Here is a 23,637-nt window from a genome sequence, read left to right on the forward strand (position 1 = left end):
CTGTCCGGGTCACACCGCCGGGTCACACCGCCGGGACGGCCCACGGCTGCGGGGCATGGGTCGTGGGGCATGGGACGTCACCATCGTGTTTCGAGCAGGGTTCCACGGGAACATCGGCTCGGCACGTCAGATTCGGCGTGGCCCGACGAGGGCGTCGTCGGGCCACGCCGCGATCCGTACGTGCTCGCCTCCATGCGTGACCGAGAGGCGCTGCGCCGGGGGCGGCGCGCCGAGCCGGTGAGGCGTCGCCGACACCCGCGCAGAATCGGCCGACACCCGCGCAGAATCGATGGACGGGTCGGTGAGCATGCGCAGGTCGCCAGGGGAGAGTCCGATCACGGCGCCCATGGGGCACTCATGACCGGATCTGTTCGGAGGCCGGCCGGGTCTCTCCGGGAACGCCGCCCAGCATCGCCCGGGTCGCCTCGTCGACGATGTCGCGCATGGCGCGTTCGGCGGCCGCGGCGTCTCCCGACTGCACCGCCTGCGCGACCTCCGCGTGCCACCGGATCGCCGCCGGCTCGGGACGCGCCGGCATGAGGTGATGATGCGTCCGGCCGGTCAGCACCTCGGCGACCACGTCGGTGAGCGCTCCGAGCATCTCGTTGCCCGAGGACTCCAGCAGCGTGCGGTGGAAGAGGATGTCGGCCGCCAGGTAGGCCTCCAGATCGCCGGACCTGCCGTGCACGGCCATCTGCATGACGGCGCCGGTCAGCGCGCCGCACTGTTCGGGAGTCGCGTGGCGCGCGGCGAGGGCCGCGGCCACCGGCTCGACGCCGTGGCGCAGCTCGCCCAGCGATCTGAGCTGCTCTTCGCGGTCCTGGCCGGCGAGCCGCCACCGGATGACCCGAGGGTCGAACAGGTTCCATTGCGCACGGGGAGCCACGATGACGCCGACGCGGCGGCGGCTGCCCACCATGCCCATCGATTCGAGGACGCGGATCGTCTCGCGGATCACCGACCGGGAGACTCCGAAGCGAAGCTCCAGCTCTTCGATCTTCAGCACCTGGTCGGCGGCGAGATCGCCCGCGGTGATCAGCAGCCCGAGCTTGTCGAGGACACTCTGATGCAGCCCTCCGATGGTCTGGTCATTGTCTCCCACAACGGCCAATCCTCGCACGGATCTCCATCAGTACCCCTGCCGAGCTTAAAAGATATGCCTTATTCAAGTTAACTATTGATTACATATGCCTAAGCGTGTCACTCTGGCGCAAAGCTCGACACGAGAGGCTTAACGATGGATCCCGCACAAGACCCTGCCGTCCCGACCTCCACCGCCCCGCTGCTCGTCGTCATGGGAGTGACGGGTTCGGGCAAGACCACCGTGGGTGCCGCGCTCGGCCAGCGGCTGCGCGTGCCGTTCGCGGACGCCGACGACTTCCACAGCGCGGCCAACATCGCCAAGATGTCGGCCGGCATACCGCTCGACGACGGCGACCGGCTGCCGTGGCTGCAGACGATCGGCTCCTGGCTGGCCAGGAACGCCGCCACCGGCGGCGTGGTGAGCTGCTCGGCGCTCAGGCGCGGTTACCGCGACATCCTGCGCGACTCTGCCCCGGCGGTGAGCTTCCTGCATCTGGACGGCGACGCCGAGGTCGTACGCCGGAGGATGGCCGGCCGGCCGGGGCACTTCATGCCGGCCTCGCTGGTCGCCTCGCAGTTCGCGACGCTGGAGCCGCTGGAGCCGGACGAGCACGGGATCGTCCTCGACCTCGACAAGCCGGTCGACGAGATCGTCGAAGCCTATCTCGCCGCGACGCGATCCCCCCGGACACGGCCGCAGCCGGCACCCCCCACCGAGCCGGCCCCGGGCACCGGCGGCCCGGCGAACCCAGGAGAGTGACATGAGCCCACCCTGATCGCACTCGCGGCCCCCGCCGCGGCCTCCCCGGGCCGGCTGGTCCCCGCGGCGCTCGTGGGCATCGCCCTGATCGTCCTGCTGATCACGTATTTCAGACTTCACCCCTTCCTGAGCCTGACCATCGGCTCGCTGGCCGTTGGAGCCATCGCGGGCTTGCCGATGGCCGACACCATCGCCAACTTCACCGCCGGCTTCGGCAGTACCGCGGCCGGCGTCGGCACGCTCATCGTGCTCGGTGCGATGTTCGGCAAGCTCCTCGCCGACTCCGGCGGGGCCGACGAGATCGTCGACACGATCGTCGGCCGGTCGAGCCCTCGTTCCCTGCCCTAGGCGATGGCCGCGGTGGGCGCGCTGATCGGCCTGCCGATGTTCTTCGAGATCGGCCTCGTCCTGCTGATGCCGGTCATCTTCCTGGTCGCCCGTCGCTCCGGGCTCTCCCTGGTCCGGGTGGGAATCCCCGCGCTGGCGGGCCTGTCGGTGATGCACGGGCTCGTGCCCCCGCACCCCGGGGCCGCTGGTCGCCATCGACGCGCTCAAGGCCGACCTGGGCCTCACCCTGGCTCTCGGCGTGCTCGTGGCCCTTCCGACCGTGGCCATCGCCGGCCCGCTGTTCTCGAAGTACGCCGCCCGCTGGGTGGACGTCCCGGCCCCGGAGCTCTACGAGGCCAGGACCGGTACGGAGGACATCCGGCGGCCGGCGTTCGGCGTCACCCTCGCCACCGTGCTGCTGCCGGTCGTGCTGATGATGGGCAAGGCCCTCGCCGACATCTTCGCCCCCAAGACCAACGCCGCCCGCATGGTGCTCGACTTCCTCGGCACGCCGCTGGTGGCGCTGCTGATCGCCGTCATCGTCGCGATGTTCACCCTGGGACGCAGCGCCGCCATGGACAAAAGGGCGATCGCGAAGTCCCTGGAGCAGTCGCTGCCGCCGATCGCGGGCTTCTGGCTGGTCAAGGAGTACTTCAGGCTCACCGTGGGCCAGAACGTCAAGACCTGGTCGACGATGGAGACCATCATCTCGGTGACCGGCCTGGTGCTGGTCCTGCTGCTGAATCTGGTCGTCTAGGGCTCGCCCGGTCACGCGCCTGCGGGCGGCCATCCGCGGGCACGTGACCCGGCCGGAGACGACCGGGTACGGCCCGCCCGCTACGGGACGAGGCGGAGTGGAGCGTGCGGCCGGCGCCCCTTCGAAGAAGGCCGAAGAAAACATGACAGGAGATGTCCTGCTTTCCGGCCAGCATCTTCTCCATGCGCACAACCATGAACGGAACGCTGAAGGGAAAGGTCGCCCTGGTCGCCGGGGCGACACGGGGGACGGGCAGGGCGATCGCGGTCGCGCTGGGCGAGGCGGGGGCCACGGTCTACTGCACCGGCAGGACCACGCGGGAGCACCGCTCGGAGATGAACCGGCCCGAGACCATCGAGGAGACGGCCGAGCTCGTGACACGCGCCGGCGGAGAGGGCGTCGCGCTCCAGGTCGACCACCTGGAGGCCGAGCAGGTGCGAGACCTGGTGGCACGGATCGATCGCGAGCGGGGCAGGCTCGACCTGCTGGTCAACGACATCTGGGGCGGTGAGGCGCTGGCGGCCTGGCACACCCCGCTGTGGGAGCACCCGCTGCAGGACGGGCTGCGTCTGCTCCGGCTGGCGATCGACACCCACGTCATCACCAGCCACCACGCCCTGCCCCTGCTGATCAGGAACCCCGGCGGTCTGGTCGTCGAGATGACCGACGGAACCGCGGAGTACAACGCCGCCAACTACCGGGTCTCGTTCTTCTATGACCTGGCGAAGGTCTCGGTGAACCGTCTGGCCTTCTCCCAGGCCCACGAGCTGCGCTCGCACGGCTGTGCGGCGGTCTCGCTGACACCCGGCTGGCTGCGCTCGGAGATGATGCTCGAACACTTCGGCGTCACCGAGGACAACTGGCGCGACGCCACCGCCCGGGAACCGCATTTCGCGATCTCGGAGTCACCCGCCTACACCGGCCGCGCGGTCGTCGCGCTGGCGGCGGACGAGGACCGGGGGCGGTGGTCGGGACAGTCCCTCTCCAGCGGGCGATTGGCCCAGGTGTACGGCTTCACCGACACCGACGGCAGCAGGCCGGACGCCTGGCGCTATCTCGTCGAGGTCCAGGACAGAGGTCTGCCCGCCGACGTGACGGGGTACCGCTGACGCGCCCGTCCCCGCGGTGACCCCGAACTCCGGAGGTGCGGTTTCAACCCGGTCCGCACGACCGGATCTCGCCTTGCGGTGCCGGTCCTGTCGTGCGGTGCCGGTCCTGCCGTACGGGAACGGACATCGTCACGGGAACGGACATCGTCGTGCGAGAACAGCCGCGCGGCGCCGTGGCCTCAGGCCCCGCCGTACAGGGAGTGCAGCCGTGCGGCGGCCTCGGCCAGGCCGGCGCGTAGCTCGGGCGGGTCGATGACCTCGGCCTCCGGGCCGAACCGGACGATCTGGTCGTGGGCCACCTCAAGTGACTCCACGGGCAGGGACACGGTGATCCAGCCCCGTTCGTCGGGTTCCCCCGCAGAGGCCAGCGCGTCGTCGATGGCCGCGGGATCGGCGAAGTGGGGTAGCCGGCGGTAGCCGGTCGGGCTGAGCCGCACCGTGACGCGCGCGGTGAGCAGGGAACGGGCGAACTCGGCGGCACGCCCGCTCCAGAACGCGGCCAGGTCGAAGGCGCGGTCGCGCTCGAAGTGCCGGTCGGCGTGGATCTCCACCTCGGCGAAGCGATCCACGCGGTAGATCGCGGATCGGGTCGCCAGATACCAGACGCCGGCTTTGAGCACGAGCCCGTACGGGTCCAGCGTCCGCCGCGCCCCCCGGTAGAGGGCGGTGACCGGACGGTCGTCCCATACCGCCCCGGCCAGCGGCGCCAGTGCCGCGGGAGGCGGCCGCTCGCTGGCGAACCAGCCGGGCGCGTCCAGGTGAAAGCGCTGCGCGGCGGTCGCGGGCGCGTCCCGCACGCCGGGCGAGAGCGCGGCCGAGGCCTTCAACCTGGCCGTGGCGGCCACCTCGGCCAGCCCCATCTGCCGCAGGGCCTCCGGCACGCCGGACAGGAACAGCGCCTCGGCCTCCGCCCGGTCCAGGCCGGTGAGCCGGGTGCGGTATCCCGCCAACAGGCGATACCCCCCGCCCCGGCCGCGATCGGCGTAGACCGGCACCCCCGCCTCCGCCAGGGCCAGCACGTCCCGGTGGACGGTCCGCTCGGAGACCTCCAGCTCCCGGGAGAGCTCCGCGGCGGTCATGCCCCCGCGGGCCTGCAACAGCAGCACCAACGACATCAACCTGGCCGCACGCACTCCCCGACCCTAACCCGGACACCGCAACCCGGACACCGCGCCCGTTCGACCCGGACACCGCAACCCGGACACCGCGCCCGTTCGACCCGGACACCGCAACCCGGACACCGCGCCCGTTCGACCCGGCCGCCGTCCTTCATCCCCGGACGAGGGGGAGCACGACCGCGGAGGGGCGAGCCGGATCGTGGAAGACCTCGTGGTCGGCCGCGATCATCGTGCTGCCGGTGCCGATGGGCTCTCCGGTGCCGAGGTTGCGGGCGATACGGGGGTAGGCGCCGCCGGCGACGTGCAGGCGGATCCGGTGGCCGCGCCGGAAACGATGGCCGATCGGCCACAGGTCCACCCGGACGCGGCGGACCCCGTCGGCATCGGCCGGGGGAGCGCCGGGCGCCAGGCGACGCACGCCCTCGCACACGTTGTAGGAGGCGCCGTTCGGATGGACGTCGCAGACCCGCACCACCACGTCGGCATATTCGGTGCCGGAGCGGACGTACAGGTCGGCCGAGACCGGGCCGATCATCTCCGTGTCCTCGTGGAGCTCGGGGCCGGTGTAGACGAGCACGTCGCGCCGGGCCTCCAGGCGCCGGTTGTCGCGCGGTTCGGAGTTGCCCAGCAGGACCGGACCGCCCAGCGCGGGAGTCGGGTGGGCGGGATCGTAGCGGTAGCGGTCGGGCGCGCCGCCCCGCGGACCGTCCGGCGCGAGGGCGAACCCCGGCTGCAGGTGCCAGCGCTGCTCCCGCATGCCCGGCACCGGCCAGTCGGGATAGTCGCGCCACTGGTCCGCGCCGGTGACGTACAACCTGACCGGCTGCTCCCGCAGCCCCGACGGGTCGCCCAGCAGGTGCGCCCGGAACCAGGCCAGCGCGTCGGCGTTGGCCACCCGGCCGTGCCGGATGTCCGCGTGGTACCACGGCCCGATCGTCAGGTACGGCCGTCGCCCCGCGGCCCGCATCGCCGTGTAGTCCTTGACCTGCCATGGCAGGAACACGTCGTACCAGCCGCCGACCATGGTGACCGCCGCCTCCACCTCTCCCACCGAGGCCGAGAAGTCGCGTCTGCCCCAGTAGTCGGCCGGATCCGCGTGATAGGTGAGCAGATCCTGGAAGAAGGGCATCCCCCTGCCCGCCGACAGCACGTCCAGCTCTCCGAGCGGTCGTCCCGACAGTGCCGCGCGTCGCGTCCTGCGCGGGGCCAGCAGCGCGCCGGCCCCGCCGAACCGGCTGTCCATCGAGGCGGTCAGCGTGGTCCAGATCAGCGACGACTCCAGAGCGAAGGCCCCGCCCACGTAGGCGGCGTCCCGGAACTGGGAGGCGGTCACCGAGGTGGCCATGGCCTTCAGGTCGGGTCCGGCGAACGGGGCGATCGCCCACTGGGTGTAGCCCAGATACGAGGGGCCGTGCATCGCGAGGCTTCCGCCGTACCAGGGCTGCCCGCGCAGCCAGGCCAGCGTGGCCAGCCCGTCGTCGTGCTCGTCGCCGAGCGGGTCGAGCAGGCCACCGGAGCCGAACCCGCCCCGGCAGCTCTGCAGGATCACCTGGAACCCCCGCCGCGCGAACGCCCGGCCGAAGGCCAGCCCGAACACTCCGCGCCTGCCGTACGGCGAGCGGACCAGGACCGTGGGCGGCCGCACGGCGCCGACCGGCACGTAGCGGTCGGCCAGGAGCGTGACCCCGTCGGTCATCGGCACCGGCAGGTCACGCTGGAGAGCGACGCGATACGGGGGCATCCACCACTCGTAACAGATCACGCCCCGGATGGGCCAGAGGCGGCCGATGTGACGCCCGTCATGGCGACCGGGCAGCGCCTCCACCGGCGCCCCGCCCGGTCGCCGCATGATCACCGCCGGATTCCGGCCGAGCCGGCCGTCCGCACCGGTCGAAAGTTCCGCGGGACGGGCGCCCCTCGGCCGCGGCGCCGGCGGCGTGGGCGTCCTCGCTGGTCAGATGACGGGGGAGACCGACTCGCCGCCACCCGGTCACGTTGCATGATCACGCTTGTCGCCGGTAGTCTTCGCGGTATGCGATACCTCGACACCCTTCAGTGGTGGCGCCGCTTCTAGGCGGCGCAGGTTTCGCATTCGCGAGCAGACAGACGGCCGCCCAGACAGGCGGTCCTTGCTGTGTCCGCCCCCTCTGGGCATCAGGGAAATCACAAAGGGGCGAGGCTGTAGTGGAGACGAGCGGATATACCACCGCCGGTGGCATCGAAGTCGAGGTCACGGCGTCCGATGTGCCCGAGACGATGCTCGAAGACGTCGTCACGACGCTCGGTGAGCGTCGCGGCGGCGTGCTCTCCTCCGGGATGGAGTATCCCGGCCGCTACAGCCGGTGGCACCTGGCCTACGTCGACCCCTGCCTGGAGATCGTGGCCAGGGGCCGCAGGATCGCCGCCCGCGCCCTGAACGCCCGGGGCCGGGTCGTGCTGCCGGCGGTCACGTCCTGCCTGCTCGCCGCGGGCAAGCCCACCGGGGAGCCGACCGCCGACCACGTCGAGGTCTACGTCGCCGAGTCCGAGGACATCCTCCCCGAGGAGATGCGCAGCCGCCGCCCCACGGTCTTCACCGCGATCCGAGAGATCATCGCCGCGTTCAAGGGCGAGGACGAGCACCTGGGACTGTACGGTTCCTTCGGATACGACCTGGCCTTCCAGTTCGAGCCGATCCGGCACGTCCTCACCCGCGCCGAGGACCAGCGCGACCTGGTGCTGCACCTGCCCGACCGGGTGATGGTGATCGACCGCAAGCGGGAGACCAGCAAGGAATACCGCTACGAGTTCACCGTGGACGGGATCTCCACCCACGGTCTGGCCCGCGAGGGGGAGAGCGTCCCGCTGCCCGCCGCTCCCGCCGAGTTGCCCGCCGACCCGGAGAAGGGCACCTACGCACGGGTCGTCGCCGCGGCCAAGGAGAAGTTCGTCCGCGGCGACCTGTTCGAGGTCGTCCCAGGCCAGGTCTTCCACGCCGCCTGCACCGACCCGGCCGCGTTCTACCGGACCCTGCGCAAGGTCAACCCCGCGCCGTACGAGTTCCTGTTCAACCTCGGCGAGGACGAGCACCTGGTCGGCGCCTCCCCGGAGATGTACGTCCGGGTCAGCGGGGACCGCGTCGAGACCTGCCCGATCTCCGGAACCATCGCCCGCGGGGGCAACCCGATCGAGGACGCCGAGGCGATCCGCACCCTCCTGACCAGTGTGAAGGAGGAGTCGGAGCTGACCATGTGCACCGACGTGGACCGCAACGACAAGTCACGCGTCTGCGTGCCGGGCAGCGTTCAGGTCATCGGCCGGCGCCAGATCGAGATGTACTCGCGGCTGATCCACACCGTCGACCACATCGAGGGACGCCTGCGGCCGGAGTTCGACGCGCTGGACGCCTTCCTCACCCACATGTGGGCCGTCACCGTCACCGGCGCCCCCAAGGCCTGGGCGATGCAGTTCATCGAGGACCACGAGGCCACCACCAGGCGCTGGTACGGCGGAGCGGTCGGCTACATCGGCTTCGACGGTTCGATGAACACCGGCCTGACCCTGCGCACCGCACAGATCCGCGGCGGCGTCGCCACCGTCAGGGCCGGCGCCACGCTTCTGTTCGACTCCGACCCGGAGGCCGAGGAACGGGAGACCGAGCTGAAGGCCAGCGCCCTGCTCGGCGCCCTGGCGGCGGTGGGCGCGGCCCGGCAGCAGGAGCGACGCGCGCCGGAGCCGGTCCGGGAGCAGCCCGGCGAGGGCATGAAGGTGCTGCTCGTGGACCATGAGGACTCCTTCGTCAACACCCTGGCCGACTACTTCCGCCAGCAGGGCGCGGAGGTCGTCACGCTCCGGCACGGCTTCCCCGTGACGATGATCGACGAGATCGCGCCGTCACTCGTGGTGCTGTCGCCCGGCCCGGGATGGCCGTCGGACTTCGGCCTCACGGATCTGGTCGGGGCCCTGTACGAGCGCGAGCTGCCGGTGTTCGGCGTCTGCCTCGGCCTGCAGGGCATGGTCGAGCAGGCGGGCGGCACGCTGGAACTGCTGTCCCACCCCGAGCACGGCAAGCGCGGCCAGGTGCGGCGGATCGGCGCCAGCGCCCTGCTGGACGGGCTCCCGGAGGAGTTCACCGCGGCCCGCTACCACTCCCTTCATGCCAAGCAGCCCGGGGTCACCGGCTTCACGGCCACCGCCCTCACCCCCGACGGCGCGGTGATGGCGATCGAGGACGTGGCCAGAAGGCGCTTCGCGGTGCAGTTCCACCCCGAGTCGATCCTCACCGCCGAGGGCGGGGCCGGCGCGAAGATCATCTCCAATGTTCTCCGGCTCTGCCGTGCCTCTGCCTAAAGGCAGGCGAGATCACGCGCGGTGGTCATAGAGTGCTCCTGCCGTAGGACCGCAGGCGGACCGGCTTCCCCGGTCCGCCCGTAGCCGTGGGAGGAGCCGGCATGAAACCGCAGGACACGCTGCCCGTCGAGCTGCCCGACCCGGTACGGGAAGCCCTGCTGGCCCCGCTGGTCGACCACCACTGCCACGGGGTGCGCCGCGACGACCTGACCAGGGCGCGGTTCGAGATGCTGATCACCGAGGCCGGCACCCCGGCGCCGCCGGGCACCACCCATTTCGACACCCCCGCCGGCGCCGCGGTCCGGCGCTGGTGCGCGCCGGTCCTCGATCTGGACCCGCACGTGCCGCCCGCCGTCTATCTGGCCCGCCGGTCCGAGCTCGGTCCGGCCGAGGTCAACCGGAGGCTGCTGTGCGCGGCTGGGATCGTGGCCTTCCTGGTCGACGCCGGCGTCAACGGCCCCGAACTCCTCTCGGTGGCCGAGATGGGCCGGCTGGGCGGTGCGGCGGCCGACGAGATCATCCGCATCGAGCAGGTGGAGCGGGACGTCGCCGCGGTCGCCGCCTCCCCGGTCTCCTACGTCGGCGCCCTCGCCGGGGAGCTCGCCGTCCGGGCCGCCCGGGCCGTCGCTTTCAAGTCGATCGTCGCCTACCGGCACGGCCTCGACTTCGACCCGGCACGGCCGAGCCGGGGATCGGTGATCGCGGCGGCCGACCGGCGGCTGGCCGACCCCGGCGAGCGGCTCACCGATCCGGTGCTGCTGCGTCACCTGCTCTGGACGGCCGTGGACGTGGCCAGGGAGCGCGGCCTGCCGCTGCAGTTCCACACCGGTTACGGCGACCCCGACCTGGACCTCCACCGCGCCGACCCGGCGCTGATGACCGGTTTCGTCCGGGCGCTGCAGCCGATCGGAGTGCCGGTCATCCTGCTGCACTGCTATCCCTTCCACCGCCAGGCGGCCTACCTCGCCAGCGTCTTCCCGCACGTCTACGTGGACGTCGGACTCGCACTGACCCACACCGCCGCCGGATCGGCCGCGGTCATGGGAGAGCTGCTGGAGCTCGTCCCCTTCCACAAGCAGCTGTTCAGCTCCGACGGTTACGGCGTGGCCGAGACCTGCCATCTGGGCGCCCTCTACTACCGGCGGGGACTGGCCAGGACGCTGGCGCTGCGGCTGGCCGACGACGAGTGGAGCGTCTCGGACGCGGCCCGGGTCGCCCACATGATCGGCTCCGGTAACGCCCGCCGGGTCTACCGGCTGTAGTCCGCTGTCGCTTACCCGCTGTCGCTTACCCGCTGTCGCTTACCCGCTGTCGCTTACCGCCCGTCGCTTTCGGGCCGCTGCTTCCTGGCGTCGTCGAAACAGCTCCGACCAGGGACGACGCTAGGCTTGCCTACGTCCCATCCCCGCCATCGGAAGGTCTGAGCCCATGGACGACAGCCAACCGCGTTTTTTCGACGACGTCACCGTCGAGCTGGTCAAGCACAGCGCCTCGGACTCCGACGTGCTCTGGGCGGCGCGGGTGTCGACCGCGGGGGAGCAGTCGCTGGAGGAGGTCCACAAGGATCCCGAGCGCTCCAAGGGGCTGATCAACTTCCTGATGCGCGATCGGCACGGCAGCCCCTTCGAGCACAACTCGATGACCTTCTTCGTCAGCGCCCCGATCTTCGTCTTCCGAGAATTCCATCGCCACAGAGTCGGCTGGTCATACAACGAGGAAAGTGGTCGTTATCGGGAGCTTCACCCCAATTTCTATATTCCGAGCGGGGAGCGGAAGCTGGTCCAGGAGGGACGGCCGGGCAAATACGTCTTCGTCGAGGGCAGCGAGGAGCAGCACAAGCTCGCGAGAGAGGCGATGGAGGCGGCCTACCGGCAGTCCTACGCCGCCTACCAGGAGATGCTGGAGGCCGGGATCGCCCGTGAGGTGGCCAGGGCCGTGCTGCCCGTCGGCCTGTTCTCCTCGATGTACGCCACCTGCAACGCCCGCTCGCTGATGCACTTCCTGTCCCTGCGCACCAAGAACGAGCAGGCCGCGGTGCCCTCGTTCCCGCAGCGGGAGATCGAGATGGTGGCGGAGAAGATGGAGGCCGCCTGGTCGGCCCTCATGCCCCTCACCCACGCGGCCTTCGTCGCGGGCGGCCGAGTCGCCCCCTGATCTGGGCGACCCGCCGGCTGAGCAGCCGCGTCGTCCCGACGGGAAAGGCGGCGGACCCCGACACGGGCCGCCGCCCACCGCGTGATCTTCGTACCCGCCGATGCGCGGCCTGATCGCGCGGCTGGGCGAGGGGGCAGATGATCTTACGGCGGCGCAGCGGCGGGCGGTCGGCCGCCGTCATCGCCACCCTCGCGGCCGGAGCGGCGCTCGCGGTCCCCGTCCGGAGGGCCCGAATCCTGGAACGGCGGGAGCGGTGCTCGCGGTCCCCGTCCGGAGGACCCGAATCCTGGAACGGCCGGGTGGGTGCGCCGGGGAGGCGCTGGGCAGGGTAGGCGATCGCCGAAGGGTGCCGCGGTGTTCCGGCCCGGACGCGAAGCGGCGATCTCCCGCAAGATCTACGTAAGACTTCCCGCAAGATCCGCGCAAGAAACGCCGACTAGGTTTCTCTCGTAAGCGCCACGTCACAGGACTGGCGACCTCGCTGCTTTCCCAAACAGGAGCGTTGAATGAGGCTTGACAAAATTCTCGACTCGGTCGGCGACCGGATGCTGAGCCGATTGGTGCCGCAGGACACGGCGGCCGCGGACGATTGCACTTACGAGTATAAGTGCGACTTCAGTTTGCTCGGCTGTTTCCGGTCGGCGTACCGCAACAAGTACACCCGCCTGGTGTGCGCCGGTAACTCCGGGCCGAGCTACGGGGACTGGGAGAGGGTCGGCTGCTGCTAGTTCCTAGCAGCGGTGTAGAAACACCTTGAGGACACGGTCGCATATCGGAAATTCACCTTTTCCGGCTCAGCCGCGCACCTCCGGTGCGCGGCTGGTATGCGACCGTGTCGATATTAAAATGCGCCATTCCGGGCTGTCGGTGGGCGCGGTCGATGGAGGATGCGGCGATGCCCTATGTGGCGCTGGCGCTACGGCTCACGCTTGCGGGCGTTTTTCTCGTGTCCGGTCTCATGAAGGCTCGATCCGTCGGCGACACCGTCGCGATGTGGACGTCCCTGTTGAAAAGCCTGCGGCTGAGCGGCAGGAGCCTGGCTGAAGCGGCGTCGTGGACGCTGATCGGAGTCGAGACCGTCACGGGCGTCGCGCTTCTCGCCGGTGGCGGGCTGAGCGTGCCCGCGCTGGTGTCGGCCATGGTGCTGTTGTCGATTTTCAGTGCGATGGCCGTGCTCTCGGCACGCGCCAAGCTGAACCTGGCCTGTGCCTGTTTCGGCCGCGCGACCACGCCGCTGGGCTGGCGTCATGTGTGGCGAAATCTTGTTCTTCTCAGTATCGCGGTAGCCGGGGTGACGGTCCAAGCGGATATCCCGCTGGAGGCCGGAGGCATCGCCGTCTCCGTGGTCGCGGCGGTAGTGATCACATTGCTGACCGCCTTCTACGACGACATCGTCGACCTGGTCCGAGGCGAATGAACCGCCGTGACACCGGTCCCATTGAAACGGAGTAATTGCTTTCATGTCGTTTCTCGTCGCCGCCGTCGTGCTGATCGGTGGGATTTCCGTATTGAACCTGCTGTTGACGATGGCGGTGATCCGCAAGTTGCGTGACACGGCCTCCACGGGAGCGGGGCGGGCGGCGCCGCCGGACCTGCCGGAGCTTCCGGCGGGAAGCCGGATGCCGTCGTTCCACGGCGAGGCGGTATCCGGTGAGATCGTCTCCGCCCAGACCACGGCCGGGTCGGCAGCGGTGTTCGCCTTCTTCGACACAGGTTGTTCGGCATGCAAGCCGACCGTGCCGAAACTGATCGAGTTCGCCAGGAAGAACGCGTTGCCGACCGGCCAGGTCATCGCGGTGGTGGGTGACAACGACGGCAACGCGTCCGAGTACGTCGACGAACTGGGCGGAACGGCTACGGTGATCGTCGAGGAGACGATGGGGAGCATGGCTCGCGCGTTCTCGATAAACAGTTTTCCCGCCTTCGTGATAGCCGGCGCCGACGGCGTGGTCGTCCGTTCCGGCCACGGCGGGGGAACGCTCGCGGCCGGAATCCCGGCATGACCGATCGGCAGGACGCCGCCACGGTCGGAGGTTCGCGGGAGCTGGCGGTCCGGGCGGCGCACGCCCTGGGACTGGCCTGGCGGGCGGGGCCGGTGGAAGCCACGTTGTACCTGGTGATGACCGTGATGCAGGGCATGCTGCCGGCCGGCGTCGCGTTGCTGACCAAATGGCTCATCGACGGCATCCAGTTCGGCGGGGCGGCGGCCGGCTCCGCCTCGGACGGGTCGTCCCTGCCAGGCATCTCACCGACGCACCTGGCTCTCGGTATCGGCCTGCTCGGCATGGCCGCCGCCATGCTGCCGTACGGGTCGGAGTACGTGAGGTCGCGGCTCCAGCGAGGGGTGGCCCTGCTGGTGCAGGACAGGCTTTACTCCTCCGTCAACCGCCTGGCCGGAATGGCGCGTTTCGAGAATCCCGCCTTCCTGGACCGGCTACGGCTCGCGCAGCAGGCGGCGATGTCGGCGCCGAAGCAGGTGATCGCCTCGCTGTTCGGAATGATCCAGAGCGCTCTGATGGTGTGCAGCCTCCTGGGCGTCCTCGTGGTCATCAGTCCCATGGTCACCCTGATCACTGTCGTGGCCGCGATACCCGCGTTGTTCGTTCAGCTGGCGATCAGCCGCCAGCAGGCCGACATGATGTGGCGGATGAGTCCCCGTACCAGACGGCGGATGTTCTACCAGACGTTGATGCTGGATCTTACGGCGATCAAGGAGACCCGGCTCTTCGGCTCCGGCGGCTTTCTCCTGGGACGCATGCGTGAGGAGACCGGGGAGATCAATCGTGCCGAGGAGGGGTTGGATCGCAGGGTCCTGGCCGGGCAGGGACCGCTGGCGGTGCTGGGCGCGGCCGTAGCGGCCGGCGGGCTGATCTGGATGATCGATGTCACTATGCGAGGCGGGTTCAGCATCGGTGACGTCTCGGCGTTCATCGCGGCGGTCGCGGGGATCCAGGGCGGGCTGAGCGGTGCCGTGTCCAATGTGACCGAGGGCTACCACGCGCTGCTGATGTTCGGCCACTACGTCGACATCACACAGGAGGAGGCCGACCTTCCCGTTCCGATGAACCCTCGCAGCCTCCCGGCGCTGAGCGGCGCGATCCAGCTCGACGACGTCTGGTTCCGATACACCGACGACGGGCCGTGGGTGCTTCGCGGCGTCACCGTGACCATCCCCTTCGGGAGGTCGCTGGCGCTCGTCGGTCTCAACGGCGCGGGCAAGAGCACGCTGGTGAAGCTGCTGTGCCGCATGTACGACCCGACCAAGGGCGGCATCAGCTGGGACGGCGTGGACATCCGCGATGTCGAGATCACCCATTTGCGTCGCCGCATCAGCGCGGTGTTCCAGGATTACATGTCCTATGACCTGACGGCCGCCGAGAACATCGGCATCGGCGACCCGGAGAACCTGAACGAATCCGAGCTGATCCACACGGCCGCGCGACGGGCCGGCGCCCACGACCTCGTCACGCGCCTGCCTCGCGGATACGACACCATGCTGTCACGCATCTTCTTCCAGGACGAAGACGATCCGGAGCAGGGCACCACTCTCTCCGGCGGGCAGTGGCAGCGGATCGCCCTCGCCCGCGCTCTGATGCGCACCGACCGTGATCTCCTTATTCTCGACGAGCCGAGCGCCGGGCTGGACGCCGCCGCCGAGCAATCCGTTCACGACAGGCTTCGTGAGCATCAGGCCGGCGCGACCAGCGTCCTCATCTCGCATCGCCTGGGCGTGGTGCGACGAGCCGACCGGATCGTGGTACTCCAGGAAGGCAAGATCACAGAAGAGGGCAGTCATGATGATCTGATGGCCGCCGAAGGGGAATACGCCCGATTGTTCACGATCCAGGCTTCGAACTATGTGGACGACCCGGCTCGGCCGAAGAGCTCGCTTCAATCTCCGTCGGAGATGGAAACATGTCCCGGTTGATCACGTCGAGCACGCTGACCGCCCTGACCCTCACCGCGGCGTGGTGGATCCGGCGCAACTTCGTGGTGATCACTGTCAGCGGCCTGAGCATGACTCCCACGCTGAAAACGGGAGATCGGGTTCTGATCCGGCGCGGTACCCGGAACCTCCGCAGAGGCGGAATCGTGGTGATCGCGCGCCCGGCGATGGTGACGGGCTGGAGGGACAACCCGCCCGTCGGGCGCGCCCCGAAGGGGACTCGCTGGTACATCAAACGCGCGGTGGCCTTGGCGGGCGACCCCTATCCGCCGAGGGCGGGCAGCAAGGGCGTGGTCCCCGATGACCACATTCTGGTCATCGGGGACGGCCCGCAAAGTATCGATTCCAAGCAGCACGGTCCGTGCCCTCGCGACCAGATCCTGGGAGTCGTCGTACACCGTTTTCAGCGAACCGCTGTTTCCGCCCCCGTCCCGTCCGCCGACTAGATCGGTCTTCGTGCCGGCCAGAACCGATTCGCAGGCCTACGACGATTTCCGGAGCGGCACGCCGGAGCCCAGCGCGTCGGCGTGCTCCTGCATGAGCCCCGCCACCTGTTCGAGATAGTCGGTCAGCAGAGCCAGTTCGGCTTCCGAGTACTGGCCGTTCAGCTTGTCGAGCCGCTCCCTGAGCGGCTCGGAGACCTGTTTCGCCTCGGCCGACGGCAGCGGGACGACCACGATCTTGCATCCGCCCCAGACGGCAGGCTGGCGGTGCGCGAAGCCCGCCCGCTCCAGCCGGTCGACCATCTCGGCGACCGAGACGGCGCTCAGCCCGGTGAGCCGGGCGAGCCGGGCGATGTGGATCGGCCCAGTCCGGTGCAGGAGGTCGACGCACTGCTGATCGACCGGCTGCAGCCCGAGCCGGGTGGCCGCCTCGTGCGACAGCCTTGTCATGGCGAAGCCAAGTGCCCGGTTCTGTGTCGCCAGCTGCCCGATGGCATCGCTGACGACGCCATCGAGCACACGAGGTGCCGACCGCCCGGCTGCGCCGCTGACGACGCCATCGAGCACATGAGGTGCCGACCGCCCGGTGGCATCGCTGACGACGCCATCGAGCACGTGAGTCGCCAACCGCCTGGTCACGCCGCCGACGCCGTCCAGCACACGGCCGGGCATGCTGTGTATCTTCCTGCGACCGATGTCATCGTTCGTGTTCATGGACGGTGGCACCGGAACAAATGGGGCAAACTGAATCGCCCCTCCCGCAGGCGGCCGGACCCGCTCGATCGCGCCTGCTGTGTTCACCAGTTCAGGATCCTGGCGAAGGATGCGCTGGTGCAGTTCGCGAAGCCGTTTACCAGGCTCGTTACCGAGTTCTTCGCGCAAGCGGTTGCGCGTGTCCGCGTAGCGGGCCAACGCCTCGGTCACCCTGCCGCACCGATACAGGGCGAGCATGAGGGGCGCGATCAGATTCTCCGCCAGGGGATATTGCTCCACGACGCACACAAGGTCGGCGGCGACCTCCGCGTGACGTCCCAGCGCCAGTTCGCAGTCGCTGAGGTCCGCCAATACGGCGATGTGCTCATCATGCAGCTTGCGTCTGGTCCGGGCCGCCCAGGATCCTTCGATACCGGCCAGCGCGGGACCGTGCCACAGCTCGGCCGCTTCACGCCAGCGCCGGGCCGCCAAGGCCACCTCTCCCATCTCATGTGCCTCGCGCGCCTGTCCGGCCAGGGCTCGCATGTGGAACACGTCGATCTGATCGGCTGCGATCTCCAACCTGTATCCGCCCATGCTGACACGACGCAGCTCAACCGCCTCGTGGATGCTGAGCAGTCGCCGCAGCCGGGTGATGTGCCCGTAGATGACGTTTCGCTTCTCAACGGGAGCATCGCTTCCCCAGATCCGATGCGCCAGCGTGTCGATACTGAGCGTCGTTCTCGGTGTAAGGGCGAGACTGGCGAGGACGCACGCCTGTTTGGGCGGGCCACTGCGTCGCCAGCCATCTGTTTCGGCTATCTCCACCGGCCCGAGCAATTTGACCAACATGGATGAGATCTCCTGTGTCTGCGAAAGACCAGCACCTCGGGTCTCCCGGCCTCGGCCTTTCGTGATCTCCGTAATCGGCTGAGACGTCCGGCCGAGGGATGATTCGGCGGTCTGGTCCGCATGGGGGGTTCGACGTCAAACGGGCGGGCAGGTGCCACGGTCCGTTGTCATGTCATCTGGTCGCCGCACGGTTTAGGGCGTCATGCCATCTGGTCGCCGCGCGGCTCAGGGCCGATCGGTTTCGCAGTGGTCGCACCTCGAGGTCGCCCTGGATCCGGTACACCGCGAACCGGTGACGCGGAAGGGATCGGACAACGAAGGTCGAATTTCCGGACGCGGCACCGCGAACGGCGCCCTTACCGATCCGGCACCCACTGTCGAAACGCAGGCCAAGCCCACCGGCTAAGCCGCGGGCGGCTTAGCCGTACGAACGCGCATTCCATACCATGCCGGTAACGCGAGTGGACACAGGCGTGGCGGCGCCTCCCGGCCCATGGCGGCGGTCACAAGGATCGTCGAAACCGTCTTCCTTGTCATGTGTCGCATCGGCTCCCCCTGATGTCGATCCGATACCTCCGAGCGCGGATGAGCGAGGGATCAGATCCACCCGTCTGCTCCCCCCGGCACCGCGCCGTCATGATCAGGATGACCTGATGATCTTCCCTACGCAATATCACTAAAGGTCATCACCCCTTACGCCGGTGTGAGGTGACTTCGTTCGCGACCGGTTCGGCTCACCGGACCGGTGACGCGGCGGTCGCCGCTGGAGTAGGCGCCGTGGCCCTTCCCCGGCCCGGCGACACCGGTCCGGCCGAGCCGGCCGGCTCGTGGGCATGTCGGTCACCACAAACGAAGACCCGCACGACGACCTGTCGTTGTCGTACTCAGCTCGTTGTCGTACTCAGCGCAGCAGGCCGTCCTCCCGAGCCCGCGTCGCCAGGTCGATCTTGGTGTATGCGGGCCGGCCGGCCCTGCGGTATTTCTCCTTCACCCGCTCCAGGTAGTTCTTCGCCGTCCCCGGCTGGACGCCGGTGCTGCGGGCGGCGGCCGCCAGGGTCATCCCCGATGCGTAGGCCAGCAGGACGGCCCGCTCCTGGGGCGACAGCAGGGGACGGTCCACGCCGCGGTCGGACGACCTGCCGGAGGTCGCTTCGGGGGAGCGTGCGATCTCTCCGCTCGCGACCTCGCGGACCGCCGAGACCAGCGCCGCCAGGTTGTGGTCCTTGGTCAGATAGCCGCTCGCGCCGGCCCGCACCACCTGCATGGCCATGGTCGCCGACGGCACCACGCTGACGACCAGCACCCGATGACCCGCGGCCACGAGCGTGCGCACGTTGGCGATGGGATCGGAGCGGTCGGCCAGCAGCAGGTCCAGGATCACCACGTCAGCCCGTTCCACGCCGGAGCCGAGCAACTCGGGGACCGTGCGGGCGGTGCTGAGCAGTCGCACGTCGGGAGTGGCCGAGAGCCAGGCGGTCAACCCGTCGAGCAGCATCTGGTCGCCGTCGACCATCGACATGGTGATCATGTCCGCCCTTCGGTCAGGGAGTGCTCTCATGCCGGCCGAGGCGTGTCAAGGCCTCCATTATGGCCTCTATCACCCGTCCCGGCTAACGCAGATCATGACGCCACGTCGAGAAAGTCGAGAAGGGAGTGACCATGCCCGTCACCCTGGAACAGGCCGAAGAGATCATCGCCGGCTGGCGCAGCGGCACGGAACCGATCGAGGGCTGGGACAACCCGGCCGGGCCGCTGCTCTCAAGCGGCGAGTACGCCGAATCCGAGATCACCATGGCGGGGGTGCCCGAGTCCGGTCGCTGCGGAACCGCCTGCACGTGGTCGATGACGAGAGTGTGCTGCTGATCTAGGAGAGGTGAGACGGCATGGCCGGTGACTTCGACCCCTCCCTGGACTTCCTGACAGGACCGGCGTTGACCACGCTGGCGGCCCGGCTGGGGTCGGTCACCGGCCTTGGCGATGCGGAGCGGCGCGCACTGCACGAAGGCGCCGCCGCGGCGCTGGAGGAGACCGTACGCCGCAAGGTCAGCCGGGTCCTAGTGCTGGAGCTCAACGCGGCCAGGATCAGCGGCCGGCTGGTCGCGGCCGACCCGCAGGCCAGATGGCAGGAATGGAAGGCGCTCTCGGCGAAGCCGGCGTTCTGGCGATCGCTGACCGAGCACTACCCCACGCTGCTGGCCAGGCTGGGCACGGTCGTCGACAACAGGTGCGCCGCGGCCGCGGCGCTGGCCCGCAGATTCGCCGCCGACAGGGACGAGCTGGCCGCGCTGCCGGGCGGCATGACGGGCGAGCTGGCTCATGTCGTGTTCGGTGCCGGCGACAGCCACCGTGGCGGCCACACCGTCGCCGTCCTGCACGGCACGGACGGCATGGACGGCCGTGTGGTCTACAAGCCGCGATCCCTGGCCGTCGATTCGGCGCTGGCCCGGCTGATCTCACGACTCGCGCCGGCCCTGCCCGCGGACAACCCCATCCGCGTGCCTCAGGTGATCGCGCGTGAGGGGTACGGCTGGGCCGAGCACATCCGGCACCGCTACTGCGAGGGCGACTCGGAGCTGCGCTCCTTCTACCGGGGGATCGGGCACTGGCTGGCCCTGATGCGTCTGGTCGGCGGCAGCGACCTGCACGCGGAGAACCTCATCGCGGCCGGGCCCGTGCCCGTCGTCGTCGACTGCGAGACGCTGTTCACCCCGCACGTTCCCGGCCCGCCCTCCGGCTACGGTCTCGCGATCGACCGGGCCGTCGAGCTGGTCCGAGGGTCGGTGCTGCGCACCGGCCTGCTGCCCGGACGCGGCGTCGCGCTGGGCTGGCGCGGCATCGACGCCTCCGCGCTGGGCGCCCTTCCCGGCCAGCAGCCCTCCGCGGAGCTGCCGGTCGTCATCGACGCCGGCACCGACGTGGCCAGGGTGGGCCTGGAGCGTACGGCGGTGGCGCCGGCGGCCAACCACCCCAGTCCCGACCCGGTGCTGGGCGGCTACTGGGACCTGGTGGTGTCGGGATTCACCGAGCTGGGCGAGCATCTCGGCGAGCTGGACCGGGCCGGCGAGCTGGAGGGGGCGCTCGCGGACTTCGCCGAGTGCCCGATCCGGGTGGTGCTCCGCGCCACCGAGACCTACGCCGAGCTGAGCCGGATGCTGTGGCACCCGGTCTCGCTCCACGACGAGGCCACGGCGAGGAGCAAGGCGGCACGGCTGCTGGCCCGGCAGGCGGAGAACCTGCCGGGAGCGCCGGCCGACCCCGGGGTGATCGACGCGGAGGTGACCGAGCTGCTGGGCGGCGACATCCCCTTCTTCTCCACCACGCCTGGCCGCGGGCGTCTGGACGGCCCCGGCGCGACCTCCTGCGGGACGGAGCATGACCTTCTCGCCGACGCGTTGCGGCGCTGGCGCGGACGCGATCCGGTCCTGGACCATCAGGTCATCCAGGCCGCGCTGGTCAGTGCCTACCTCAACGAGGGGTGGCTGCCCGACGACAAGCCGCTGGTCGCCACCCTGGTGCGGACCGGCGATCTGGACCGCCGCCGGCGCGAGGCGGCGGCCGGCATCGCCCGCGGGCTGCTGGAGGCCTCCGTGCGAGGCGATGACGGCACCGTCACCTGGATCACGCCGGTGCTCAACCCCACCGGTTGGGCGGTGCAGCCGTTGTCCCCCGACGTCTACGGCGGGGCTCACGGCGTCGCCGTCCTGCTGGCGGCCTACCTGGGAGAGGCGGGGCAGGGCCGGGCCGACGAGATCCCGGGGCTGGGGCGGCTCCTGGCCGACGTGCTGCGCACGATCAGGACGGCGGAGGACAACGACGCCGCGAACCGGCGCGGCGGGACGAAACTGCGCCCGCAGCCTCCGGGCGGCTATATCGGCCTCGGCTCGCAGATCTGGAGCTGGCTGCTGCTGCGCAGGCTCGGCGCCGTCGGCTCCGAGGCGGTCGTTCGGGCGTGCGCCCTGGCCGAGCGGGTTCCCGAGGCGGTGGCGGCCGACGACACCTACGACGTGCTCACCGGGATGGCCGGAGCGGTGGTGCCGCTGCTGCGCCTGGCCGAATGCACGGGAGACGAGCGCTGGTCGGAAACGGCCCGCCGGATCGGGGAACGGCTGGTCTCGCTCGCCGAATCCGGGGACGCCGGCACGTGCTGGCCCAGCGCCAGGTTCCCCCAGGGGCTGGGCGGGTTCGCACATGGCGCCACCGGCATCGGCTGGGCACTGGCCCGGCTGTCCGAGGCCACGGATTCGACGGCACCCGCCCCGCCGGGCACGCCCGGCGGGGCCGAATTCGGCGCGCTCGCCGAGGCCGCCTTCTCCTACGAGGAGTCGCTGTTCGACCCGGCGGAGGGAGGCTGGCGGGACCTGCGCGAGCCCGGCGTGACCGCCGCGGCCTGGTGCCACGGCGCCGGAGGCATCGGTGTCGTGGCCGTCGAGCGGCTGGCCCACGGTGGCGACCGGCGATGGCGGGAGGTGCTGCGCCGCGCCGCGGCGGCCTGCTGGTCCGGCGGCATGGGGTGGAATCACACGCTCTGCCACGGCGACCTGGGGAGCTGGGAGGTGGTGCGACGGGCGATGGAGATCGGCCTGGGGCCGAAGGGGCTGGACCGGGAGACCCTGGACGCGCATGTCCTCGGCAGTCTGGAGGAGTACGGTCCCGTCAGCGGCCTGGCCAGGGACGCCTTCGCACCGGGGCTGCTGCCCGGTGTGGGCGGGGTGATCTACCAGCTGCTGCGGATGCACCCCGCCAGCCGGCTGCCCTCCGTCCTGCTGCCCGACCCACAGGGGTGAACCGGCCTGGACGCCGAGGACCGGGAGACGACCTCTCCTCACCGGCGGCCGGCCGGGGAGCGGGCCCGTCACGTCCGTGACGGGCCCGGCCGCCGGTTCAGAGCACTACGGCGCGTACGGTCAGCACGTCCGGCAGGTGCCGGGTGACGGGGAACCAGGTGTCGCCGTCGTCGCGGGAGCCGTACACCTCACCGTCCCGGGTGCCGAAGAAGATCCCGGCGCCGGAGGCGCACATCGCGTCGCGTAGAACCGCGGCGTGGACCGGGCCCTCGGGCAGCCCCGCGGCCAGGGCATGCCACGAGGCGCCCGCGTCGTCGCTGCGGAAGACCCGGCAGCGGTGGTCGGCGGGCGTGCGGTCCAGGTCGGCCTGGAGCGGGAAGACGTACAGCGTGTCGGGCCGGTCGGGGTGCACGACCAGGGGGAAGCCGAAGTCGGAGGGGAGCGGGTCGCCGACGGAGACCCACGAGCCGCCGAAGTCGTCGCTGCGGTAGACGCCGAAGTGGTGCTGGAGGAAGAGCCGCTCCGGCCGGGACGGGTGCATGTCCACCTTGTGCACGCACTGCCCGAACTCCGGATACTGCGACCCCTCGGGGAGGAAGGGGGCGCGAATCCCCCGGTTGGCCGCCTCCCAGGAGGCGCCGCCGTCGGTGCTGCGGTAGAAGCCCCCGGAGGAGATCGCCACCGCCATGGTCTTCGGGTCGCCGGGGTGGAGCAACACAGTGTGCAGGCAGAGCCCGCCGAAGCCGGGCTGCCACTGAGCCCGGTGCGGATGGTGCCACAGGCCTTCCACCAGGGAGAAGGTGACACCGCGGTCTTCGGAGCGAAACAGCGCTCCCGGCTCGACGCCTGCCCAGACGACCTCCGGCTCGGTGGGGGAGGGCTGGAGCTGCCAGACACGGGTGAGCGTCGTCGCGGTGTTCTCGGGGAAGGCGATCGGGGCTCTGCCGGCCTCCTGCCAGGTCGCGCCGAGGTCGTCCGACCACATGACGGACGGGCCGAAGTGGCCGTACTCGATTCCGGCGAGGATCCGGGGGACCGGGCCTCGGGTGTCGATCGCGACCGCGTGCACGCCGATGGTGGAGAAGCGGACCGGCTCCACCTCGAACGGGCCGCCCCCGCTGGAGCGGGCCAGGAACAGGCCTTTGCGGGTGCCCACGGCGAGGAGCGTGTCGTGCATGACGGCCTCCCTTTCGATCCGGCCTTCGATCTGGCCTCATGCTGCCATGCCGCGACGCGTCGTGCCCCGATCTCCGTGATTCACGCGACGGTCGCGGCCGGTCGG

The 23,637-nt window shown here is 70.2% G+C and carries 20 protein-coding genes and 1 pseudogene; 14 read left to right on the forward strand and 7 right to left on the reverse strand.

Annotation, left to right across the window (positions count from 1 at the left end; all coding sequences use genetic code 11):
- Nucleotides 1–126 precede the first annotated feature (126 nt).
- Together ACQPYK_RS19760 and ACQPYK_RS19765 are read right to left on the reverse strand one after the other, a co-directional pair.
- On the reverse strand, nucleotides 127–348 hold the full coding sequence (locus tag ACQPYK_RS19760; protein ID WP_433257208.1) for a hypothetical protein: 222 nt from the start codon (nucleotides 346–348) through the stop codon (nucleotides 127–129).
- A gap of 7 nt (nucleotides 349–355) precedes the next feature.
- Nucleotides 356–1,102, reverse strand: a complete 747-nt coding sequence (locus tag ACQPYK_RS19765; RefSeq protein WP_433257210.1) for a FadR/GntR family transcriptional regulator — start codon at nucleotides 1,100–1,102, stop codon at nucleotides 356–358.
- Between the two features lie 135 nt (nucleotides 1,103–1,237).
- Here ACQPYK_RS19765 and ACQPYK_RS19770 point away from each other — a divergent pair, with 135 nt between their 5' ends.
- The 4 genes and pseudogenes from ACQPYK_RS19770 (at nucleotide 1,238) to ACQPYK_RS19785 (ending at nucleotide 4,036) form a co-directional block, all read left to right on the forward strand.
- Nucleotides 1,238–1,843 carry a gluconokinase gene (locus ACQPYK_RS19770; protein WP_433257212.1) on the forward strand — a complete coding sequence of 202 codons (606 nt, stop codon included), beginning with the start codon at nucleotides 1,238–1,240 and terminating at the stop codon, nucleotides 1,841–1,843.
- Between the two features lie 72 nt (nucleotides 1,844–1,915).
- Nucleotides 1,916–2,293: pseudogene (locus tag ACQPYK_RS19775) on the forward strand (gluconate transporter); the annotation flags it as partial.
- Between the two features lie 112 nt (nucleotides 2,294–2,405).
- Nucleotides 2,406–2,927 carry a hypothetical protein gene (locus tag ACQPYK_RS19780; RefSeq protein WP_433258847.1) on the forward strand — a complete coding sequence of 174 codons (522 nt, stop codon included), beginning with the start codon at nucleotides 2,406–2,408 and terminating at the stop codon, nucleotides 2,925–2,927.
- A gap of 194 nt (nucleotides 2,928–3,121) precedes the next feature.
- On the forward strand, nucleotides 3,122–4,036 hold the full coding sequence (locus tag ACQPYK_RS19785) for an SDR family oxidoreductase (RefSeq protein WP_433258848.1): 915 nt from the start codon (nucleotides 3,122–3,124) through the stop codon (nucleotides 4,034–4,036).
- A gap of 179 nt (nucleotides 4,037–4,215) precedes the next feature.
- Here the strand turns inward: ACQPYK_RS19785 and ACQPYK_RS19790 are convergent, their stop codons facing one another.
- Together ACQPYK_RS19790 and ACQPYK_RS19795 are read right to left on the reverse strand one after the other, a co-directional pair.
- Entirely contained in the window at nucleotides 4,216–5,169 is a 954-nt protein-coding gene (locus ACQPYK_RS19790; RefSeq protein ID WP_433257214.1) for a helix-turn-helix transcriptional regulator, read from the reverse strand.
- Nucleotides 5,170–5,305: 136 nt separating this feature from the next.
- Complete coding sequence (locus ACQPYK_RS19795) at nucleotides 5,306–7,003, reverse strand: CocE/NonD family hydrolase (protein WP_433258850.1); 1,698 nt, start codon at nucleotides 7,001–7,003, stop codon at nucleotides 5,306–5,308.
- 335 nt (nucleotides 7,004–7,338) lie between these two features.
- On the opposite strand from ACQPYK_RS19795, the gene ACQPYK_RS19800 reads away from it, so the two are divergent.
- The 8 genes from ACQPYK_RS19800 to ACQPYK_RS19835 all read left to right on the forward strand — a co-directional run bounded on the left by ACQPYK_RS19800 (nucleotide 7,339) and on the right by ACQPYK_RS19835 (nucleotide 16,029).
- On the forward strand, nucleotides 7,339–9,483 hold the full coding sequence (locus ACQPYK_RS19800) for an anthranilate synthase component I (RefSeq protein ID WP_433257216.1): 2,145 nt from the start codon (nucleotides 7,339–7,341) through the stop codon (nucleotides 9,481–9,483).
- Between the two features lie 101 nt (nucleotides 9,484–9,584).
- A complete protein-coding gene (locus tag ACQPYK_RS19805) occupies nucleotides 9,585–10,745 on the forward strand; it encodes an amidohydrolase family protein (protein ID WP_433257218.1) in 1,161 nt (386 codons plus the stop codon).
- Between the two features lie 166 nt (nucleotides 10,746–10,911).
- Nucleotides 10,912–11,637 carry an FAD-dependent thymidylate synthase gene (gene thyX / locus ACQPYK_RS19810; RefSeq protein WP_433257220.1) on the forward strand — a complete coding sequence of 242 codons (726 nt, stop codon included), beginning with the start codon at nucleotides 10,912–10,914 and terminating at the stop codon, nucleotides 11,635–11,637.
- Between the two features lie 506 nt (nucleotides 11,638–12,143).
- Nucleotides 12,144–12,365 carry a hypothetical protein gene (locus ACQPYK_RS19815; RefSeq protein ID WP_433257222.1) on the forward strand — a complete coding sequence of 74 codons (222 nt, stop codon included), beginning with the start codon at nucleotides 12,144–12,146 and terminating at the stop codon, nucleotides 12,363–12,365.
- A gap of 167 nt (nucleotides 12,366–12,532) precedes the next feature.
- Nucleotides 12,533–13,054: a MauE/DoxX family redox-associated membrane protein gene (locus tag ACQPYK_RS19820; RefSeq protein WP_433257224.1), complete on the forward strand. Its 522-nt coding sequence runs from the start codon at nucleotides 12,533–12,535 to the stop codon at nucleotides 13,052–13,054.
- 67 nt (nucleotides 13,055–13,121) lie between these two features.
- Nucleotides 13,122–13,640, forward strand: a complete 519-nt coding sequence (locus ACQPYK_RS19825) for a TlpA family protein disulfide reductase (protein ID WP_433257225.1) — start codon at nucleotides 13,122–13,124, stop codon at nucleotides 13,638–13,640.
- A complete protein-coding gene (locus ACQPYK_RS19830; RefSeq protein ID WP_433257227.1) occupies nucleotides 13,637–15,565 on the forward strand; it encodes an ABC transporter ATP-binding protein in 1,929 nt (642 codons plus the stop codon). The genes ACQPYK_RS19825 and ACQPYK_RS19830 overlap by 4 nt, the downstream gene beginning before the upstream one ends.
- Entirely contained in the window at nucleotides 15,553–16,029 is a 477-nt protein-coding gene (locus tag ACQPYK_RS19835; RefSeq protein ID WP_433257229.1) for a S26 family signal peptidase, read from the forward strand. The genes ACQPYK_RS19830 and ACQPYK_RS19835 overlap by 13 nt, the downstream gene beginning before the upstream one ends.
- Nucleotides 16,030–16,065: 36 nt before the next feature.
- Here ACQPYK_RS19835 and ACQPYK_RS19840 read toward each other — a convergent pair whose 3' ends face one another.
- Nucleotides 16,066–17,571 carry a BTAD domain-containing putative transcriptional regulator gene (locus ACQPYK_RS19840; RefSeq protein WP_433257231.1) on the reverse strand — a complete coding sequence of 502 codons (1,506 nt, stop codon included), beginning with the start codon at nucleotides 17,569–17,571 and terminating at the stop codon, nucleotides 16,066–16,068.
- 901 nt (nucleotides 17,572–18,472) lie between these two features.
- Nucleotides 18,473–19,099 carry a sigma factor-like helix-turn-helix DNA-binding protein gene (locus ACQPYK_RS19845; RefSeq protein ID WP_433257233.1) on the reverse strand — a complete coding sequence of 209 codons (627 nt, stop codon included), beginning with the start codon at nucleotides 19,097–19,099 and terminating at the stop codon, nucleotides 18,473–18,475.
- Between the two features lie 131 nt (nucleotides 19,100–19,230).
- On the opposite strand from ACQPYK_RS19845, the gene ACQPYK_RS19850 reads away from it, so the two are divergent.
- Both ACQPYK_RS19850 and ACQPYK_RS19855 read left to right on the forward strand, forming a co-directional pair.
- Nucleotides 19,231–19,434, forward strand: a complete 204-nt coding sequence (locus tag ACQPYK_RS19850; RefSeq protein ID WP_433257235.1) for a DUF6229 family protein — start codon at nucleotides 19,231–19,233, stop codon at nucleotides 19,432–19,434.
- 20 nt (nucleotides 19,435–19,454) lie between these two features.
- Complete coding sequence (locus ACQPYK_RS19855; protein WP_433257237.1) at nucleotides 19,455–22,355, forward strand: type 2 lanthipeptide synthetase LanM family protein; 2,901 nt, start codon at nucleotides 19,455–19,457, stop codon at nucleotides 22,353–22,355.
- A gap of 97 nt (nucleotides 22,356–22,452) precedes the next feature.
- Here ACQPYK_RS19855 and ACQPYK_RS19860 read toward each other — a convergent pair whose 3' ends face one another.
- Nucleotides 22,453–23,532, reverse strand: a complete 1,080-nt coding sequence (locus ACQPYK_RS19860; protein ID WP_433257239.1) for a WD40/YVTN/BNR-like repeat-containing protein — start codon at nucleotides 23,530–23,532, stop codon at nucleotides 22,453–22,455.
- Nucleotides 23,533–23,637: the final 105 nt, after the last annotated feature.

Source organism: Streptosporangium sp. CA-135522 (genome assembly GCF_050949235.1).
Lineage (GTDB): Bacteria > Actinomycetota > Actinomycetes > Streptosporangiales > Streptosporangiaceae > Streptosporangium.